Source organism: Streptomyces asoensis, assembly GCF_013085465.1.
GTDB lineage: Bacteria > Actinomycetota > Actinomycetes > Streptomycetales > Streptomycetaceae > Streptomyces > Streptomyces cacaoi_A.
This window is the reverse complement of sequence record NZ_CP049838.1, coordinates 1,840,548-1,859,053: the sequence shown is the minus strand read 5'-3', so window position 1 is coordinate 1,859,053 and position 18,506 is coordinate 1,840,548. Positions and strand designations below refer to the sequence as shown.

Here is an 18,506-nt window from a genome sequence, read left to right as displayed (position 1 = left end):
GCCCGAGTCTCATACCCGGCGGTCGGTCACCTACGGTCCCTCCGCGCCCTCACGCCCGCTGCCCGAACAGCTCCCGCAACACGTCCTCCATGGTCACCAGACCGGACAGCCGCCCGTCGGAGCCGAGCACGGCCGCCAGATGCGTACGGGTGCCCCGCATCGCGGTGAGGACGTCGTCCAGCGGTGTCGCCTCCCGCACGCGCGCGATGGGCCGCATGTCGCCCAGCCGGAACGCCGTGTCCCGTGGCGAGGCGTCCAGCGCGTCCTTCACGTGCAGGTAACCGACGATCCGGCGCCCCTCGTCCACCACGGGGAACCGGGAGAACCCGGACTCCGCCGCCAGCCGCTCCAGTTCCTCCGGAGTGACGCCCACGCGCGCGTAGACGACCCCTTCCAGCGGCAGGACGACATCCCGCACCGGGCGCCGGCCCAGCTCCAGGGCGTCGTGCAGCCGCTCCAGGGCGCGGTCGTCGATGAGACCCGCCTCACCCGCGTCCTTGACGATCTGGGCGAGCTGGGCGTCCGAGAAGGCCGCGGCGACCTCGTCCTTGGTCTCGATCCGCAGCAGCTTCAGCAGGCCGTTCGCGAAGGCGTTGATCGCGAAGATCACCGGGCGCAGCGCCCGGGCCAGCGTGACCAGCGGCGGTCCCAGCAGCAGCGCGCTGCGCACCGGCTCCGCGAGCGCGATGTTCTTCGGCACCATCTCGCCGAGCAGCATGTGCAGATAGGTCGCCACGGCCAGCGCGATCACGAACGACACCGCGTGTCCCGCGCCCGCGGGCACGCCCACCGCGTGGAACACCGGTTCCAGCAGGTGCGCGATGGCGGGTTCGGCGACCACACCGAGGATCAGCGTGCACAGCGTGATGCCGAGCTGCGCGGCCGCCATCAGGGCGGACACGTGCTGGAGGCCCCACAGCACGCTCTTGGCGCGTCGGTCGCCCTGCGCGCCCTTCGCGCCGCCTTCGAGGTACTGCTCGATCTGGGAGCGGCGTACGGAGATCAGCGCGAACTCGGCGCCGACGAAGAACGCGTTGACGACGAGGGTCGCCAGTGCGATCAGCAACTGGACGGCGATCACTTCCCGGCCTCCTGTTCAAAGCCCTCGGACGGGGCGAGCGGCGCGTGCAACAGCACGCGCGCGGCCCGTCGGCCCGAGGCGTCCACCACGTCCATGCGCCAGCCCGCGACCTCCACGGTGTCGCCGACCGCCGGTATCCGGCCCAGCTCGGTGGCGAGCAGGCCGGCGAGCGTCTCGTACGGCCCCTCGGGGGTGTGCAGGCCCACGCGCGCGAGCTGGTCGGTGCGGGCGGCGCCGTCGGCCGAGTAGAGCGCGCGGCCCTCGTCGTCCTTGCCCGCGGCGGCCAGGTCGGACGTCTCGTGCGGGTCGTGCTCGTCGCGGACCTCGCCGACGACCTCCTCGACGATGTCCTCCAGCGTCGCCACGCCCGCCGTGCCGCCGTACTCGTCGATGACCACGGCCATCGTCCGCTTGCCGGACAGCCGGTCCAGCAGCCGGTCCACGGTGAGCGACTCGGGCACGAGGAGCGGCTCACGCATGAGCTCCGAGACGGGTACGCGCGGTCGGCGCTCCGCCGGGATCGCCAGCACGTCCTTGATGTGCGCGGTGCCGACCACCGAGTCGAGGTTGCCGCGGTACACCGGGAACCGGGACAGGCCCGTCGCCCGGGTCGCGTTCGCCACGTCCTCGCAGGTCGCCGCCGCGTCGAGGGCGATGACCTGGACGCGCGGGGTCATCACGTTCTCCGCGGTCAGATCGGCCAGGTTCAGCGTGCGCACGAACAACTCCGCGGTGTCCGCCTCCAGGGCGCCCTCCTTCGCGGAGTGCCGGGCCAGGGCCGCGAGCTCCTGGGGGCCGCGCGCGGCGGCGAGTTCCTCGGTGGGCTCCACGCCGAAGCGGCGCACGATGCGGTTCGCGGTGTTGTTGAGATGGGTGATGAAGGGCCGGAAGGCGGCGCTGAACCAGCGCTGCGCGTTGCCCACGCGCTTGGCGACGGCCAGCGGGGAGGAGATCGCCCAGTTCTTGGGCACGAGTTCGCCGACGACCATCAGGAACACGGTCGACAGGGCCGTACCCAGCACCAGCGCGACGGAGCTCGACGTGCTGCTCGACAGGCCGAGCGACTCCAGCGGCCCGGCGATCAGCTTGGCGATCGACGGCTCGGAGAGCATGCCGACCACCAGGTTGGTGACGGTGATGCCGAGCTGGGCGCCGGACAGCTGGAAGGTGAGATTCCGTACGGCCTTGAGCGCTCCGGGAGCGCCGCGCTCGCCGCGCTCCACCGCCCGTTCCAGTTCGCTGCGCTCGACCGTGGTCAGCGAGAACTCGGCGGCGACGAAGGCGCCGCACGCGAGCGACAGCAGGATCGCGACCAGGAGGAGCAGGACTTCGGTCATCGGGTCACCTCCGTCCCATGATCGGGCAGGGCGGGGAGGGACGCGCGATGTCGCGTGAGGGTACTGGGAGGCTCGCCCATGGGCGGACGCTCACACCTTTCATGAAGTCATCAGGGGACTGCGCGGGTCGTCCGCACAGTCCCCCAATGGTAAAGGATCGGCAAAAGAGCCCTTGCGGGGCTCCGGTCAGTCGCTGAGCGGCTTCACCCAGCGCCGCCACTTCTCCTCGGGCGCGTACCCCGCAGCGCGCCAGGCATGATGTGCCGTTTCGTTGCGGGTGAGCACCATCGCGTCCCCACGGCGCCCGCCCAGCCGCACGAACCGCTCCTCCGCGGCGGCCAGCAGCGCCGATCCGATGCCCTGGCGGCGGCGCTCCGGGTGCACCGCCAGCCGGTACAGATGGCACCGCCATCCGTCGAACCCGGCGATCACCGTCCCGGCCAGCTCACCGCCCCGCTCGGCCAGGATCAGCGCCCCCGGATCGCGCGCGACCAGCCGCTCCACCCCGCTCCGGTCGTCGCTGATGCTGGTGCCCTCGGCGGAGGTCTTCCAGAAGGCCAGCACGGTGTCCAGGTCCTCGGGGCCGGCGGCCCGTATCCGTAGATCGCTCATGGATCGATCCCACCACGCGGGAAACCGGACGGAACGCGAATTTCCAGCATGCGGACGCCCGCCGACGGTCCGCGGACGGCAGGCGGGCGTTCCATGGTCGGCGGGCGGGCGGTCGTGGACCGCTACTCGCCGCGCAGCTCGGCGATCACCGGCGCGAACGCCTCCATCTCCGGTTCCATGACGGTCAGATACGAGAACCCGTACCGCTCGCGCTGCGCCCGTAGCTGTGCGGTGATCTGGTCCAGGGTGCCGACCAGGGTCATGGGCAGCTCCAGCGCCTGCTCCATGGTCAGGTCCGGCAGGTGGTCGACGAGCGGCTGGAGCCCGGCCTCGCGGTCGTCGGTGATGGTCACCATCGGGACGAGCAGGTTGAGCTCGGCCGGCTCCTCGCGGCCCGACGCCAGCCGCCGGTACATGGCCACTCTTGAGTGGTAAGTGATCCGAGTCCGCGCCGGGTTCGCGTCACTCGTGCGCGATCGCGGCCAGCACGTTCATCCGGGAGGCGCGCAAGGCGGGCAGCAGCGCCGCCACGACACCGACGACCGCGGAACCCACCACGACCGCGACGATCGTGCCCCACGGGATGGCGAGGGCCTTCATGCCCTGAAGCTCCAGCACCTGCTGTATGCACACGCCCCACACCAGCCCGAGCGCCAGGCCCAGCACCGCGCCGAACACCGCGATCACGACCGATTCCAGCCGGATCATCCGGCGCAACTGACGCCGGCCCAGCCCGATCGCACGCAGCAGCCCGATCTCCCGGGTCCGTTCCACCACCGACAGCGCCAGGGTGTTGACCACACCGAGCACCGCGATGACGATCGCGAGCCCGAGCAGCGCGTACACCAGGTACAGCAGCACGGCGATCTGGTCGTGCACCAGCTTCTTGTAGTCGGCCTGGTCACGCGCCTGTACCTGCGGATACGCGTCGAGCGTCTTCTCCAGGCGGGGACGCAGCTGGTCGCCGCTCGTGCCCGAGGCCGCGTTCACGTACAACGCGGAGTCCTGCCCGCCGGGCACGTACTTCTCGACGGTGGCGATCCCGAGGAACAGCCCGCCCTGCATGCCGAACCCGTCGCCGGCGTCCTGGTCGGTGAGCGCGCCGACCTTCAGCGACGTGGTCCGGTCGCCGGGGAACTCCACCGGGAGCACGCTGCCCAGCCGCACCCCGTGGTCCTTGGCGAAGTCGACGTCCATGCCGATGGCGCCGTCGGCCAGCGCGGCCGCCGTGTCGCCCTCGGTGTACGTGATGTGCGCGACGTCGTCGACCCGGTCGTCGTAACCGGAGGCGGTCGTCTCGACGCGCTTGCCGTCGGGCAGCCGTACGGCGATCGGCGCGAACCGCTGCCGTACGACGAGTCCGACGCCCTCGGTGTCGCGCACCGCGTCCGTGACCTCTTGGGAGAACGGCGTGAAGTTGGCGTTCTGGACGACGAAGTCGGCGCCCAGCGTCTTGTCGATCTGCTGGTCGAAGGACTTGGACATCGAGGCGCTCGCCACCGACATCCCGCCCACCAGGGCGAGGCCGACCATCAACGCGGCCGCCGTGGCACCGGTACGGCGCGGATTGCGCAGGGCGTTGCGCTGGCTCATCCGGCCGACCGAGCCGAACAGCGCGGGGAAGGCACCGCCGAGGACGCGGATCACCGGACGGACGAGCAGCGGTCCCGCGATGACGGTGGCGATGAGCGTGAGCACGACACCCAGGCCCAGCAGGGACGCCGCGGACGCCGTCTTCGAGGAGCTCACACAGCCGGCGAGCGCCGCCGCACCCAGCGCGCCGACGACCGCGCCCACCACCGCGCGCACCTTCAGCGGCCGCCCCACTCCGGCGATGTCCGCGTCCGCGAGGGCCGCCATCGGCGACACGGTCGCGGCGCGCCGGGCCGGGAGGTAGGCCGCCACGAAGGTGACGCCGACGCCGACGACGTACGCCGCCACCGGGGTCGCCCAGCCGACGACCATCTCGGTGGTCTTGAGGTTCATGCCGAACGCGCTCATGAGCTTGATCAGCCCGGCCGCCAGGCCGATGCCGGCGGCGAGGCCGAGCGTGGAGCCCACGAGACCGAGCAGCACCGCCTCGGTGAGCACCGAGCGGCGCACCTGACGGCGGTCGGCGCCCAGGGCGCGCAGCAGGCCCAGCTCACGGGTGCGCTGGGCGATCAGCATCGAGAACGTGTTGACGATCAGGAACACACCGACCAGGACGGCGATCCCGGCGAAGCCGAGCATCACGTACTTGATCACGTCGAGGAACCCGCCCAGCGCCTCCGCCGACGACTTCGCCTGCTCGTCGGCGGTCTTCACGTCGTACGGCCCGGTACCGACCGCGGCGGCGACGCGCCGCTCGAGCGCCGAATCGCTCACCCCCTGCGCCGCGTCGACGGAGATGCTCGTGGCCTTGTCCGGCGATCCGAGCAGCTGCCTGGCGGCGGTCGCGGGGTCGAGGAAGACCAGGGCCGCGCCCGGGTTGGTGGTGGTGAAGGTGGCGATGCCGACGATCTTCACCTTGAACGTGCCCGGCTGGGCCATCACGGTGAGTGTGTCGCCGATCTTCACGTGCTTCTTGTCGGCGGTGTCGGCGTCGAGCATGGCCTCACCCGCGCCCTGCGGGGCGTGGCCGGAGGTCAGCTTCACCGGGCTGCGGTCGGTGACGTACCAGTCGGTGGCGATGGTGGGCGCGCCCGTGGTCGGCCCGACGGACTTGTTCTCGTCGTCCACGACCGTGATGTTCTCCACGCTCACGTCCGCGTGGGTCGACGCGACCCCGTCGACGCGGGCCACCTCCTTGGCGAGGGAGGCGGGCACGGTCTGTACCGCGCCGGTCGGCACGGAGGCGTTCAGGTCGTCGCTGGGCCCGACCGTCACATCCGCCGATGTGGACGCGAAGAGCCGGTCGAAGGTGCGCGTCACCGTGTCGGAGAAGATCAGGCTGCCCGCGACGAACGCCACCGAGAGGACGACGGCGAGCGCGGACAGCAGCAGCCGCCCCTTGTGCGCGAGGAAGCTCCTGAGGGTGGCTTTCAGCACCGGATCACTTCTCCTTGGCGTCGGTGCCGGGGGCGGTGGCGTCCGCGTCGGTGGCCGGGATGTCGGCGCCGCCGCTCTCGCCGTCGGACTGGGCGCGGATCACGTCGAAGCGCTTCATCCGTTCCAGCACCGCGTCCGCCGTCGGCCGCTCCATCTCGTCCACGATCCGCCCGTCCGCGAGGAAGAGCACCAGGTCGGAGTGGGCGGCGGCGCCGGGGTCATGGGTGACCATGACGACGGTCTGCCCCAGCTGGTCGACGGCCTCCCGCAGGAACGCGAGGACCTCGAGCCCGGCGCGCGAGTCCAGGTTGCCGGTCGGCTCGTCGGCGAAGATCAGCTCGGGGCGGGAGGCGAGCGCCCGGGCGCAGGCCACGCGCTGCTGCTGGCCGCCGGACAGCTGCGACGGCCGGTGCTTCAGCCGGTCCCGCAGGCCGAGCGTGTCGATCACCTGGTCCAGCCACTTCTGGTCGGGCTTCTGCCCCGCGATGTCCATGGGCAGGGTGATGTTCTCGGCCGCGTTCAGCGTCGGGATCAGGTTGAACGACTGGAACATGAACCCGATCCGGTCCCGTCGCAGCCGGGTCAGTTCCCGGTCCTTCAGCCCCGTGATCTCGGTGTCGCCGATCCACACCTGGCCGGCCGACACCGTGTCGAGGCCCGCGAGGCAGTGCATCAGGGTGGACTTCCCGGAGCCGGACGGCCCCATGACGGCGGTAAAGCGGCCGCGCGCGATGTCCACGTCCACCGAGTCCAGGGCGAGCACCGTGGTCTCGCCCGAGCCGTACGCCTTGGTCAGACCGCGGGCGCGGGCCGCGATCCCGCCGGCCGAAGCCAGACCGGGGGCGTGCTCCGCAGCAGGTGTGGACAAGGCTGCCTCCTCGCTCGAATGGACGTGCCGACCGCGTGGTGATGTTTCTGTCCGGCCGAGCGTAGTGTGACCCGGCGCACACCCGGTATCCCTTTTCGCCTCCCGGCCGCCCTTGCCGTTGCTAGCAATGCGGCGCTAGCGTCGAGGTATGGCGAAGACCCAGCTGAACGTACGCGTCGACGAGGGCACGGCCCGCGCCGCCCGCGAGCGCGCCACGGCCCGTGGCATGAGCGTCAACCGCTACATAGAAGAGCTGGTCAGACAGGACGCCGGTGAAGTCGGCCACACGTTCGTCGAGGCCGCCAGCGACTTCATGAAGCAGTACGAGGCCGTGTTCGTGGAGGAGTTCGGCGCCGACCGCGAGGGCGGCACGCGCGAAGGTCGCCGCTGATCCCTTGAGCGACCTCCGCATCGATCTCGCCTGGCTTCTCATGCTCGCCGAACAGAAGACCCCGGGGGACCCCCAGGTCACCGACTGGGGGGCACTGGTGGCGGCCGTGGCGCGCCACCAGGCCGAGATATTCGACGTCCCCGTCTACGACGACGCGCCGGCCCGCGCCGCCGCGCTGCTCCAGCTCCTCATCCACGTCCCCGCGCTGGAGCGCTCCAACGCCCTGTTCGCCTGCGCCGTCGCGTACGCCTATCTCGTCGCCAGCGGTCTGAAGGTCGCCACCTCGCCCGAACAGGTCCGCGACCTGGCCCGCCTGGTCAAGACCGGGGACGCGTCGGTGTCCGACATCGCGCGGGAACTGCGCCGGTGGAGCCTATGAGGGGCGACGGGCCCTACCGAGAACGCAGTACGAGGAGGGGAGTTTCGGGCCCTTCTCCGGCACGGAGAGCCGGCGGTACGGGCCCGGTTCGAACCCTGCCTCGCGCAGGGCGTCGAGGGTGTCCCGGGTGAGGTGACAGCCGCCGGCCAGGGTCGGCCACACCGTGCGGTCCAGCGCGCGCTGGGTGAACCGCATCACCGGACCGCCGCCCGGGCCGTGCTCGAAGAACCTCAGCTCGCCGCCGGGCCGCAGCACCCGCAGCAACTCCCCGAGCGCGCGGGGGACGTCCCGCACACTGCACAGCACCAGCGAGACCACCGCCGCGTCGGAGGCCTCGCTCTTCACCGGCAGCGCCTCCGCCACGGCCGGCACGACATCCACCGGCACCTCCGCGCGCAGGGCCGCCTCCAGCGCCAGCGTGCGCAGGTGGCGTTCCGGCTCGATCGCGACGACCTCCGAGACGGCGGCCGGGTAGTGCGCGAAGTTCAGTCCGTTGCCCGCACCGATCTCGATGATCCGGCCGGACAGCCCCGTGAGCAGTTGGTCGCGTACGGCGGCCAGACCGCCGCGGGTCTCCGCGGCCGTGCCGAGCCGGGCATAACAGCGGGCGAACAGCGGGTGGTGGACGGGATCACCGGGCACCTTGCCGGAGCCGGTGGACCGTAGGGGCATGGCGACCTCCCGGGCAGGACGGGCCTACCGGGATTCTCCCCCGTGCAGGCCCGCCGCACCCACGCTGTCGCTGTCGCGCGGCTCACCGGATGGAAAACGGCTCGCCGGACCAACGGTCTTCGGGCGAACGGCTCACTGGATGAAGTCGCGCACCTGCTCGTACACGCCGTGATCGTTGTTCATGTCGTTGTGCGAGATGCACCCGACGCCGACGTTGGTGGCCCCGCTCAGCAGTGCCGAGGAGTCCGGGTCGATGGCCGCGTCGCAGTTCGACCAGTAGGTCGCGTAGCTCACGCTGCCCGGGGTCTCGTCACCGGAGTTGAGCGCGGTGAGGAACGAACTGCCGGTGACCATCTCGGCGCAGGAGGTGTAGAGCCAGCTGCACCACGAGGCGACCGACGTCCCGTGGTTGGTGCCCGCGACGGAGACGAAGTCGTCCACGTACGCGGTGCCGCCGAGGTTCTTGAGGTAGTAGCGGGAGCTGAGCGCGCCCATGGAGTGGATGACGACGTCGACCTTGGACGCGCCGGTTCTCGCCAGCACGTTCTTGATCTCGGTGGCCAGTTGGGAGGCGGTCGTGGCGTTCGACTGGGACCAGCTGTAGGTCCAGGCGTCCAGCTCGGCGGCCGTGTAGCCGTCGGCCTTGAAGTCGGCGACCCAGTCGTCCCAGCTGCTGGAGGAACTGCTGATGCCGTGCACGAAGACGATCGGATTGTGGGTCGCGGCGTGGGCTGTGGGGGCGGAGAACGAGAGTGACAGAAGGAGCGAAGAGACCACGGCCGAGAGTGCCGCGGCGATGCGACGCTTGTGGCGCTGCATGATGCCTCCTGAAACGTGTGGGGTTGCCAGGAGTGTCCGGCGGGTCTACGCGCGCCGCATCGGTGAAATCGCCAGTCTTTACGGTTCAAGTAACCCGCCAGTAACGTCAGTTGTGTGGTGACACGAGTGAACCCCCCGTCTTTGGACCGCACTTCGCCACCGGCGCCGCCGGACGTGGGCCCGCGCCCGGCCCCGGCGCTGTCCGAAGGCGTCCGCGTGCGCGTGCTGCGCCTCGTATACGGCGACCCGCGTGCCGCCGCCGAACTCGTCGCGCGGCTGACCGAACGGCAGGCGGCCGGCCTCGACCCGCTGCCCGCCGACCCCGCCGACCTCGCCCCCGAGACGCTGCGCGCGCACCGCCGCGAGGTCCGTGCGCTGCCCGACGGCACCCGGCTGGTGCTCCTGCTGGCGGCCGCCGACCAGTACCCGGTCGCCACCCACGCCTTCCTGCGCGCCGTCGCCGCCGCCCGCCTCGACACCCGGCCCCTCGAGGCGGCCGAGGCGGCCGGCATCGCCTACGCCACGGCCGGCGGGGTCGGCTTCCGCGATGCCTGGACCCGGATCGCCGCGTACGAGACGGCCGCCCCGGCCGACCGGCGTGACGCCCACCGGCTGCTCGCCCGCGTCCTGCACGGCGCGGCGGAGACGCCCCGGCGGTCCTGGCACCGGGGCGCGGGCGCGCTCGGGCCCAGCGCGCGGCTCACCGCGGAACTGACGGCGGCGGCCGACCGGGCGCGCGCCGCCGGCGACCCGGCGCTCTCGGGCGCCCTCGCCGAACGCGCCGCCGCGCTCTGCACGGACCCGGGCGAACGGTCCCGACTCCTCGCCCACGCGGCGACCGACGCCTGGCACCGCGGTGACGGCGACCGGTCCCGCACCCTGGCCGCCCGCACCGACGCCGACGCCCTCACCGGCATCCTCGCCCTGCGGACCGGGCACGCGGGGGAGGCGTTCGACGCGCTGCTGGCCGGGGCGGCACGGGCGGCCGGGGCGCGACCCGCGCCCGGTGCCCCGCCACCGGGACGGAGCGACACCACCGCCTCCTCCGGCCCTTCCGCCGTCCCTTCGCGCGAGTCCGGCGAGGCGGCGGGCTCAGCCCCCACCGCCCCCGTCACCCACTTCCTGGCCCGAGCCGCCGAAGCCGCCGTCTACACCGGCGATCTCCGTCGATGCCGTGAAGCGACGCTCGTCGCAGGGCAGTCGGGCATCGATCCGCCGGGTGTGCTCGGAGGGATCGCCGCGGCCGTCGACGGACGGTACGAGGACGCGCGCCACCTGCTGGAGGCCACCGCCGGACGGTGCGGTCCGGGCGGTGACCCCACCCTCCTCCTGCACGCGGGCATCGCCGCCCTGATGCTCGGCGACCACACCCGCGCCGCCACCGCCACGGTCCGGGCGGCCGCCGCGGCCCGAGCCCGGGGCGTCACCGCCGCCGTGTCCCAGGCCATGGAGTTCCGCGCCTACGCCGACTTCTGGACCGGCCGCCCGCGCGCCGCCGAGGCCGCCACGCTGGACGCCCTGCGGCAGGCGTACGCCACCGGACAGGACAACGGCGCCTGCCATCTCCAGGCCGCCCTGGCGATGTTCGCCGCGCTCACCGGCGACGAAGACCTGTGCCGGGAGCGGGCCGCGGCAGCCCGCTCCTACGCCCTCGCCCACGCCCTGGGCCTGCCCGCCGCCCTCGCGCAGTGGGCGCTGGCCTTCCTCGACCTCGGCTCCGGCCGCTTCGACGCCGCCGCGGCCCGGCTGCGGGCACTCGCCGCCTCGGGCCCGGGCCACGGCCACCGGGCCATCCGCCACCTGGCCACCCCGCACTATGTCGAGGCAGCCGTCCGCACCGGCGAGACCCGCGTGGCGCGCGCCGCGCACGCCGACTACGACCGTTGGGCCCGTGCCGTCGGCAGCGCCGACGACCTGGCTCTCAGCGCCCGCTGCCGGGCCCTGCTCACGCCGGGCGCCGACGCCGTCGAGCACTACCGCACGGCCCTCCGGCTGCACGCCGAAGGAACCCGAGTCTTCGAACGGGCCCGCACCGAACTGCTGTTCGGCAGCGCGCTGCGCAGGCTGCGCCTCCGCACGGAGGCCCGCGACCGGCTGCACAGCGCCATGGAGGCGTTCGAGTCCTTCGACGCCCCGCACTGCGCCGAGAGCGCCCGCGCCGAACTGCGCGCGCTCGGCGCCCCCGCCGCCCCCACCCGTGGCGACCGGCGCCCGACGATCCACCTGACCGCCCAGCAGCTTCTGGTCGCCCGGATGGCGGCCGACGGCGCCACGAACCGCGAGATCGCCGCCCGCCTCGCCCTCAGCCCCCGCACCATCGACCACCATCTGCGAGGCGTCTTCACCCGCCTCGGCATCCGCTCCCGCATCGAACTCGTCCGGCTGCTCGCGGACGCGGACGACGGCTAGAGCCCCGAACCGGTCCGCTCCCGGAAGGCCTCCGCCTCCCACGTCCCGTCCAGCCGTGGCGCCAGCCAACCGGGCGCCACGGTACGGAAATCGGCAGGTGCAAGAGCACCGGCCCCCGACGGCAGCGCCCCCAGCAGCGGGGCCCCGGCCACCTCCGGCAGATCCACGACATTGCAACGGGACGCCAGATCGGGGGAGTCGGGCCAGCTGCCGATCACGACCCCCAGCAACTCCACCCCCCGTGCCCGCAGTTCACGAGCCGTCAGTTCCGTCGTGTTCAGCGTGCCGAGGCCCGCCGAGGCCACGATCAGCACCGGCGCCCGCAGCAGCTGCGCCACGTCGGCCAGCGTCCCACCCGCCTCGTCGAACCGTACGAGCAGCCCGCCCGCCCCCTCGACGAGCACCAGGTCGTGCTCGGCGGCCAGCTTCTGCGCCGCATCCGCCACGTCCTGCGGCCGCACCGCCGCCAGGCCCGCCCTGCGGGCCGCCGTCGCCGGAGCCAACGGCTCGGGATAGCGGGCCACTTCGACCGTCGTCACCGCGCCCGCGAGCCGGGCCACCTCGTCGGCGTCCCCGCGCTCGTCCGCTCGTACGCCGGTCTGCGCGGCCTTGAGGACGGCCACCGACCGCCCCGCCGCGAGCGCCGACGCGGCGACCGCGGCCGTCGTGACGGTCTTGCCGACCTCCGTGCCCGTCCCCGTGATCACCAGGATCGGCATGTTCATCCCTCCCGCGCCGCGGCGCACACCGCGCGCGCGATCCGTGCCACGTCCGCGTCACCGGTGACGTACGGCGGCATCGTGTAGATCAGGTCGCGGAACGGCCGCAGCCAGACACCCTCGCGCACCGCGGCCCGGGTGGCGGCCGCCATGTCCACCGGGTGGTCGAGCTGGACGACGCCGATCGCGCCGAGGACCCGGACGTCCCGCACGCCCGGAATCTCCGCCGCCGCGGCGAGGCCGTCCCGCAGCCCCGCCTCGATCCGCTTGACCTCCGCGAGCCAGTCCTGCCCGAGCAGCAGCTCGATCGAGGCACAGGCGACGGCCGCGGCGAGCGGGTTGCCCATGAACGTCGGCCCATGGGCCAGGACCGGCACCTCGCCCCGCGAGATCCCGTCGGCCACCCGGGACGTGCACAGCGTCGCCGCCATCGTCAGATAACCGCCGGTCAACGCCTTGCCGACGCACATCACATCCGGTGTCACCGCGGCGTGCTCCGCCGCGAACAGCGCGCCCGTACGCCCGAACCCGGTCGCGATCTCGTCGAACACCAGCAGCACGTCGTGCGCGTCGCACGCCTCGCGCAGCACCCGCAGATAGCCGGGGGAGTGGAACCGCATCCCGCCCGCGCCCTGCACCACCGGCTCCACGATGACCGCGGCCAGCTCGTCGGCGTGCCGCCCGATCGTCTCGCGCAACAGGTCGGCGTACGCCTCCTCGAACTCCACCGGAGGCGGGTCCACGAAGACCTGCCGGGGCAGCACCCCGGTCCACAGGTCGTGCATCCCGCCCTCGGGATCGCACACGGACATCGGCTGCCAGGTGTCGCCGTGGTAACCGCCGCGCCAGGTCAGCAGGCGTCCCTTGGCCGGGCGGCCCAGCGAGCGCCAGTACTGGAGGCACATCTTCACCGCGACCTCGACCGACACCGAGCCGGAGTCGGCGAGGAAGACATGCTCCAGACCGTCGGGCGACATGTCGACAAGGAGCTTCGCCAGACGTACGGCGGGCTCGTGGGTGAGCCCGCCGAACATCACATGACTCATCCGGCCCAGCTGCTCGCGTACGGCCTCGTTGAGCACCGGGTGGTTGTAGCCGTGGATCGCCGACCACCAGGACGCCATGCCGTCGACCAGGTCACCCGAGCCGTCCGCCGGCCGCAGCCGTACCCCGCTCGCCGACTCCACGACGAGCGGTTCGACCCGGCCGGGCATCGGACCGTACGGATGCCACACGTGCCGCCGGTCGAGCTCCAGCAGCTCGGGCACCCCGAGCGGGGGCAGCTCAGGCATTGGGCGCGAGATCGGTACCGGCGCCACGCCGGCGCACGGCGACCAGGTCCGTACGGGCCTCGCCGACCGCAGCGGCCGGAGCCGGGGCGGGGGCCGCGGCCGGGGCGGAGCCGCACACACCGCCCCCCTCGTGCGAGCCGCACCCGGAGTTCTCGTGCGAGCCGCAGCCACCGCCCTCGTGCGAGCCGCAGCCACCGCCCTCGTGGGACCCGCAGCCACCGCCCGCCGCCGCCCGGTGCTCGGGCAGCGTCACCTGCTCCGCGCCCTCCACCTCGAATCCGGCGTCCGCGATCATCTCCAGGTCGGCCTGGCCGGCCTGGCCCTCGGTCGTGAGGTAGTCGCCCAGGAAGATCGAGTTGGCCAGGTGCAGGGCGAGCGGCTGCATCGTGCGCAGATGGACCTCGCGGCCGCCCGCGATGCGCACCTCGACGTCCGGGCAGACGAACCGCACCATCGCCAGGATGCGCAGACAGCGCTGCGGGGTGAGGTTCCACTCCTTGGCGAGCGGGGTGCCCTCGACCGGGATGAGGAAGTTGACCGGAACGGAGTCCGGGTCGAGCTCGCGCAGCGAGAAGACGACGTCCACCAGGTCCTCGTCGGACTCTCCCATGCCGGCGATCAGACCCGAGCACGCCGACAGACCCGCCGCGTGCGCCTTCTGCACCGTGTCCACCCGGTCGGCGTACGTGTGCGTGGTCGTGATCTCCCCGTACGTGCCCTCGGACGTGTTCAGGTTGTGGTTGTAGGCGTCGGCGCCCGCCTCGCGCAGCCGTTCGGCCTGGCCGTCGGAGAGCAGGCCGAGACAGGCGCAGACCTCGACGCCCTCGTTCTGGTCCTTGATCGCCTTGATGGTGCCGGCGACCCGGTCGACGTCACGGTCCGTCGGACCACGCCCGGAGGCCACCAGACAGACCCGCTTGGCCCCGCCCGCCAGCCCGGCCGCCGCCGCCTGCGAGGCCTCTTCCGGCTTGAGCCAGGTGTACTTCAGGATCCCGGCCGTGGAGCCGAGCCGCTGGGAGCAGTAGGAGCAGTCCTCGGGGCACAGCCCCGACTTGAGGTTGACGAGGTAGTTGAGTTTCACCCGTCGCCCGAACCACTGCCGGCGCACCCGGCCGGCCGCGGCCACCACGTCCAGCACGTCGTCGTCGGAAGTGGCCAGTACGGCCAGCGCTTCCTCGCGGGTCGGCAGCTCGCGCCGAAGCCCCTTGTCCACCAGCGTGTTCAGCAGGTCCATGAGAGCCGATCCTGTCCTACGCACCCGCTCCGGGCCAAGGTAGGGATCACACAACACACCGGGTTCGACGTGTGGGTATTGCCACACCGTGGGTAGGCGGTCGGGCCGCTAGTGTCTGTCCGCTACCTACAAAAGCCCGGAGGACCCATGGCGTTCGGCTGGATCGACGAGCAGGCGGAGCTGCGGCGCCGGGCCGGACTCGTACGGACCCTGCGGCCCCGCCCGGCCGACTCGCCGCTCCTCGACCTGGCGAGCAACGACTACCTGGGCCTCGCCCGTCACCCCGAGGTCACGGAGGGGGCCGCGGCGGCGGCCAGGACCTGGGGCGGCGGCGCGACCGGCTCCCGGCTCGTCACCGGCACCACCGAGCTGCACGGCGAGCTGGAGCGGGAGCTCGCCGAGCACTGCGGCTTCGAGGCGGCCCTCGTCTTCTCCTCCGGGTACGCGGCCAACCTGGCCGCGGTCACCGCGCTGGCCCCGCACGGGTCGCTCATCGTCTCCGACGCGGGCAACCACGCCTCGCTGATCGACGGCTGCCGGCTGGCCCGCGGCACCACCCAGGTCGTCGGGCACGCCGACCCGGACGCGGTGCGCAAGGCGCTCGGCACGCACGACGGCCCGGCCGTGGCCGTCTCCGACACGGTCTTCTCGGTCGACGGCGACGCCGCCCCGCTGGCCGCCCTGGCGGCCGCCTGCCGCGAGTACGGCGCCGGACTGGTCGTCGACGACGCCCACGGGCTCGGTGTGCTCGGGGAGGGCGGACAGGGCGCTCCGTACGCGGCGGGCCTGGCGGGCGCCGACGACGTCGTCGTCACGGTCACGCTGTCCAAGTCGCTGGGCAGCCAGGGCGGCGCGGTGCTGGGTCCCGCGCGGGTGATCGAGCATCTGGTGAACGCGGCCCGGACGTTCATCTTCGACACGGGCCTGGCCCCGGCGGCGGCGGGCGCGGCGTTGGCCGCCCTCAGGCTGCTGCGCCGGGAGCCGCAGCGCGCGGCACGCGCGCGTGCGGTGGCGGGCGAGCTGCACGCCCGCGTGACGGCCGCGGGCCTGGCAGCGGTGCGTCCGGACGCCGCGGTCGTCTCCGTGCGTGCGCCGTCCCCGGAGGGGGCCGTGCGCTGGGCGGCGGACTGCCGGTCGGCAGGCCTGGCCGTGGGCTGCTTCCGTCCTCCCTCCGTGCCCGACGGCATCTCACGCCTCAGGCTGACCGCGCGTGCGGACCTCTCCGGGGCCGAGCTGGAACGCGCTGTACAGGTGATCGGCGAAACACGACCATGAGTCGGCGTGACACGGCCGTGGACCGCCTCTGACGATGACGGTCCGGTCAGCGGACCCGCGTGAACACGGCCGTGAAGCCCGACCAGCTCTCGGGGGAGAAGAGCAGGGCGGGTCCGGCCGGGTCCTTGGAGTCGCGTACGGCGAGCAGACCGGCCAGGGGGCCGGAGGCCGGCCGGGCGGTCTCCACACAGTTGTTCGCTCCCGTGCTGTAGCTGCTGCGCAGCCACCGCACATCCGGGAGACGGTCGGGATCGGTACTGGAAGGTACGTTCCGCGGTACTGCGGACATGGTGCCTCCTTACGCGCCGTCTGCTATCGCGGCGATGTAATCCGATGAGTCCCCGGGCGAAAGGGCGTGCGCCCGAAGGGCGTTGAAGGCCTCGGTGTAGGCCTGGAGGTCTTCTTTCCGTTCGAGATAGAGGCTACTCGTCAAGTGGTCGAGAACAACCACATCCAGATCAGAAGTGCGCGAAAATGAGAAGATAACGAAAGGGCCGGTTACCCCGATATGCGCTCCGGCGGCGAACGGCAGCACCTGGAGCCGTACTTGGGGCAATCGGGCGGCTTCCACGAGCCGACCCAGCTGTCGTGTCATCACCTCGGGCCCGCCCACCTCCCGCCGGAGCACCGCCTCGTCCAGTACCGCGCACAGTTCCAGCGGCGGCTGCGCGCGCAGTACGTCCTGGCGGGCCAGCCGTACCTCCACCAGGGTGTCGAGCTGGTCCTCGTCGCCCCCCTCCACGGATGCCCTGGTCACCGCGCGCGCGTACTCGGGCGTCTGCAACAGCCCCGGTACCACCGTCGTCTCCAGGGTGCGCATCGCGCTCGCCTGCGACTCCAGGCTGATGAAGTCCCGGTAGGTGGGCGGCAGCACCCCGCGGTAGGCGTGCCACCAGTGGTCCCGACCGCCACTGCCGTTGGTGCCCGCCAACGCCAGCATCAGCTCCCGCAGTTGCGGATCAGTGACACCGTAGGCGTCGAGGAGTAATCGCACATCGGCCGGTTTCGATCCACTGATACCGGTCTCGATGCGGCTCACCTTGGACTGGTGCCAGCCCACGAGCCGGGCCGCCTCACCACTGGTGAGGCCCGCCTGGGCGCGCAGATTGCGCAGTTCGGCGCCCAGCTTTCGGCGGCGAACCGCGGGACCGTGCTGCATGGGCTCCTCCTTACTCCTATCGGGCCGACCAAATACGCTCTGCCGTCGCAGAGTTCACCGCATTGGGCGACAGATATATGCATATCCTGGTGGATCCCACCCGTGACCGGCGCGGTAATGGCAGTCTGGCGAAGAAGCACCAGTCCGGGACCGTACTCGAACCATCCGCACCGTGTCGGGCTCCCGGTCCCGTGGGAAAGGGTCGACGTCGCCATGGCAGATCACCTGGAAGCATCCGTCACTCTGCGGAGCGATCCCGCCTCGGTCTCCGCGGCCCGTGTCTTCGTGGCCGGCGTCCTCGGGGAATGGGGTCTGCCGGCGGACACGGAGATGGCCGACGCCGTCCGGCTGATCGTCTCGGAACTCGCCACCAACGCCGTACAGCACACCTTCGGGCAGTCACCCACCTTCACGGTGGACCTGGTCCTCGACCGTGACGAACACCTGCGCGTCGGGGTCACCGACAGCCACCCGCGCTTCCCCAAACGACTGCCGGCCGCCGTCCAGCAGGACAACGGCCGAGGCATGGTGATCATTCGCTGGCTGACCGCGGAGTGCGGCGGCAGGCTGAGAGTGCGGCCCACCCGGGAGGGCGGCAAGACGGTCATCGTCCAGCTCCCGTGGGCCGTCCCGGCCACGGAGCCGGTGGCCGGTGCCCTGGCGGCCCCGGCGGAGGGTGAGGCCCCGGGGCGGTGAAGGCGCGTCAGGACGCCCCCACCACCCCGGGAAACCAGCCCGTGACCCGGGCAGGCCCTAGCGGACCCGCCCGTACCAGACGCTCTTGGTCCAGATCTTCTGAAGCTTCACCACGTCACCGGTCTTCGGCGAGTGCCAGATCTTGCCCTTACCCGCGTAGATCCCGACGTGGTACACGTTCGAGCCCGAGTGGAAGAACACGAGGTCGCCCGCCTTGCGGCTCGACGAGGAAATGTGCTTCGTCTTGTTGTACTGCTGGGCCGCCGTCCGGGGCAGGCTCTTGCCCGCCTTCTTGAACGAGTACAGCGTGAGCCCGGAGCAGTCGAACCTCTTCGGCCCGGTGGCCCCGTACTTGTACGGGGCACCTTTCTTGGAGGCCGCGATCTGGAGCGCCTTCGTCGCCGGTGTGGCGGCCGCGGCGTCGGGGGCGAGCCCCGGGACCACGACCGAGCCGCCCACGGCGGCGATGGCGAAAGCCGAGGCCGTACCGGCCCGGGCCATGAGCGACGGGACACGATTGAGCGCAGTCATGC

The 18,506-nt window shown here is 72.3% G+C and carries 19 protein-coding genes; 5 read left to right on the top strand and 14 right to left on the bottom strand.

Annotated features, from left to right (window positions below):
* Window positions 1–49: 49 nt before the first annotated feature.
* The 6 genes from G9272_RS08170 to G9272_RS08145 all read right to left on the bottom strand — a co-directional run bounded on the left by G9272_RS08170 (window position 50) and on the right by G9272_RS08145 (window position 6,928).
* The gene (locus tag G9272_RS08170; RefSeq protein WP_171395917.1) at window positions 50–1,081 is read right to left on the bottom strand and encodes a hemolysin family protein; all 1,032 of its coding nucleotides are present in this window, start codon (window positions 1,079–1,081) and stop codon (window positions 50–52) included.
* A complete protein-coding gene (locus G9272_RS08165; RefSeq protein WP_171395916.1) occupies window positions 1,078–2,418 on the bottom strand; it encodes a hemolysin family protein in 1,341 nt (446 codons plus the stop codon). Before G9272_RS08165 ends, G9272_RS08170 begins: the two co-directional genes overlap by 4 nt.
* 186 nt (window positions 2,419–2,604) lie before the next feature.
* Window positions 2,605–3,030, bottom strand: coding sequence for a GNAT family N-acetyltransferase (locus tag G9272_RS08160; RefSeq protein WP_171395915.1), 426 nt, complete (start codon window positions 3,028–3,030; stop codon window positions 2,605–2,607).
* 122 nt (window positions 3,031–3,152) lie between these two features.
* The gene (locus G9272_RS08155) at window positions 3,153–3,452 is read right to left on the bottom strand and encodes a hypothetical protein (RefSeq protein WP_216377813.1); all 300 of its coding nucleotides are present in this window, start codon (window positions 3,450–3,452) and stop codon (window positions 3,153–3,155) included.
* A 40-nt stretch (window positions 3,453–3,492) separates the two neighbouring features.
* Window positions 3,493–6,060: an ABC transporter permease gene (locus G9272_RS08150; protein ID WP_171395914.1), complete on the bottom strand. Its 2,568-nt coding sequence runs from the start codon at window positions 6,058–6,060 to the stop codon at window positions 3,493–3,495.
* A 4-nt stretch (window positions 6,061–6,064) separates the two neighbouring features.
* The gene (locus tag G9272_RS08145) at window positions 6,065–6,928 is read right to left on the bottom strand and encodes an ABC transporter ATP-binding protein (RefSeq protein ID WP_171395913.1); all 864 of its coding nucleotides are present in this window, start codon (window positions 6,926–6,928) and stop codon (window positions 6,065–6,067) included.
* A gap of 148 nt (window positions 6,929–7,076) precedes the next feature.
* On the opposite strand from G9272_RS08145, the gene G9272_RS08140 reads away from it, so the two are divergent.
* Entirely contained in the window at window positions 7,077–7,319 is a 243-nt protein-coding gene (locus G9272_RS08140; protein WP_062646439.1) for a toxin-antitoxin system, antitoxin component, read from the top strand.
* Between the two features lie 4 nt (window positions 7,320–7,323).
* Window positions 7,324–7,698, top strand: a complete 375-nt coding sequence (locus G9272_RS08135; protein WP_171395912.1) for a fic family toxin-antitoxin system, toxin component — start codon at window positions 7,324–7,326, stop codon at window positions 7,696–7,698.
* On the opposite strand, the gene G9272_RS08130 is transcribed toward G9272_RS08135, so the two are convergent.
* Both G9272_RS08130 and G9272_RS08125 read right to left on the bottom strand, forming a co-directional pair.
* A complete protein-coding gene (locus G9272_RS08130) occupies window positions 7,693–8,370 on the bottom strand; it encodes a class I SAM-dependent methyltransferase (RefSeq protein WP_171395911.1) in 678 nt (225 codons plus the stop codon). The two genes, G9272_RS08135 and G9272_RS08130, sit on opposite strands and share 6 nt — an antisense overlap.
* Before the next feature lie 132 nt (window positions 8,371–8,502).
* Window positions 8,503–9,189, bottom strand: a complete 687-nt coding sequence (locus tag G9272_RS08125) for an esterase/lipase family protein (RefSeq protein ID WP_171395910.1) — start codon at window positions 9,187–9,189, stop codon at window positions 8,503–8,505.
* A gap of 114 nt (window positions 9,190–9,303) precedes the next feature.
* Here G9272_RS08125 and G9272_RS08120 point away from each other — a divergent pair, with 114 nt between their 5' ends.
* Entirely contained in the window at window positions 9,304–11,598 is a 2,295-nt protein-coding gene (locus G9272_RS08120; protein ID WP_437184261.1) for a LuxR C-terminal-related transcriptional regulator, read from the top strand.
* Here the strand turns inward: G9272_RS08120 and bioD are convergent.
* The 3 genes from bioD to bioB are packed head-to-tail and all read right to left on the bottom strand — an operon-like array spanning window position 11,595 to window position 14,843.
* Complete coding sequence (gene bioD / locus G9272_RS08115; protein WP_171401901.1) at window positions 11,595–12,317, bottom strand: dethiobiotin synthase; 723 nt, start codon at window positions 12,315–12,317, stop codon at window positions 11,595–11,597. The genes G9272_RS08120 and bioD overlap by 4 nt on opposite strands.
* Window positions 12,318–12,319: 2 nt before the next feature.
* On the bottom strand, window positions 12,320–13,609 hold the full coding sequence (locus tag G9272_RS08110; RefSeq protein ID WP_171395909.1) for an adenosylmethionine--8-amino-7-oxononanoate transaminase: 1,290 nt from the start codon (window positions 13,607–13,609) through the stop codon (window positions 12,320–12,322).
* The gene (bioB, locus tag G9272_RS08105) at window positions 13,602–14,843 is read right to left on the bottom strand and encodes a biotin synthase BioB (RefSeq protein ID WP_171395908.1); all 1,242 of its coding nucleotides are present in this window, start codon (window positions 14,841–14,843) and stop codon (window positions 13,602–13,604) included. Before bioB ends, G9272_RS08110 begins: the two co-directional genes overlap by 8 nt.
* Window positions 14,844–14,990: 147 nt before the next feature.
* Between bioB and G9272_RS08100 the strand changes: the two genes are divergently transcribed.
* Entirely contained in the window at window positions 14,991–16,118 is a 1,128-nt protein-coding gene (locus tag G9272_RS08100) for an 8-amino-7-oxononanoate synthase (protein WP_171395907.1), read from the top strand.
* A 46-nt stretch (window positions 16,119–16,164) separates the two neighbouring features.
* Here the strand turns inward: G9272_RS08100 and G9272_RS08095 are convergent, their stop codons facing one another.
* Together G9272_RS08095 and G9272_RS08090 are read right to left on the bottom strand one after the other, a co-directional pair.
* Window positions 16,165–16,407, bottom strand: a complete 243-nt coding sequence (locus tag G9272_RS08095; protein ID WP_171395906.1) for a DUF397 domain-containing protein — start codon at window positions 16,405–16,407, stop codon at window positions 16,165–16,167.
* 9 nt (window positions 16,408–16,416) lie between these two features.
* Window positions 16,417–17,277: a helix-turn-helix domain-containing protein gene (locus G9272_RS08090; protein ID WP_171395905.1), complete on the bottom strand. Its 861-nt coding sequence runs from the start codon at window positions 17,275–17,277 to the stop codon at window positions 16,417–16,419.
* Window positions 17,278–17,490: 213 nt separating this feature from the next.
* Here G9272_RS08090 and G9272_RS08085 point away from each other — a divergent pair, with 213 nt between their 5' ends.
* Window positions 17,491–17,973, top strand: a complete 483-nt coding sequence (locus G9272_RS08085; protein WP_171395904.1) for an ATP-binding protein — start codon at window positions 17,491–17,493, stop codon at window positions 17,971–17,973.
* 57 nt (window positions 17,974–18,030) lie between these two features.
* Here the strand turns inward: G9272_RS08085 and G9272_RS08080 are convergent, their stop codons facing one another.
* Window positions 18,031–18,504 (bottom strand): C40 family peptidase, encoded by a 474-nt coding sequence (locus G9272_RS08080; protein WP_171395903.1) that lies wholly within the window; start codon window positions 18,502–18,504, stop codon window positions 18,031–18,033.
* Window positions 18,505–18,506 lie beyond the last annotated feature (2 nt).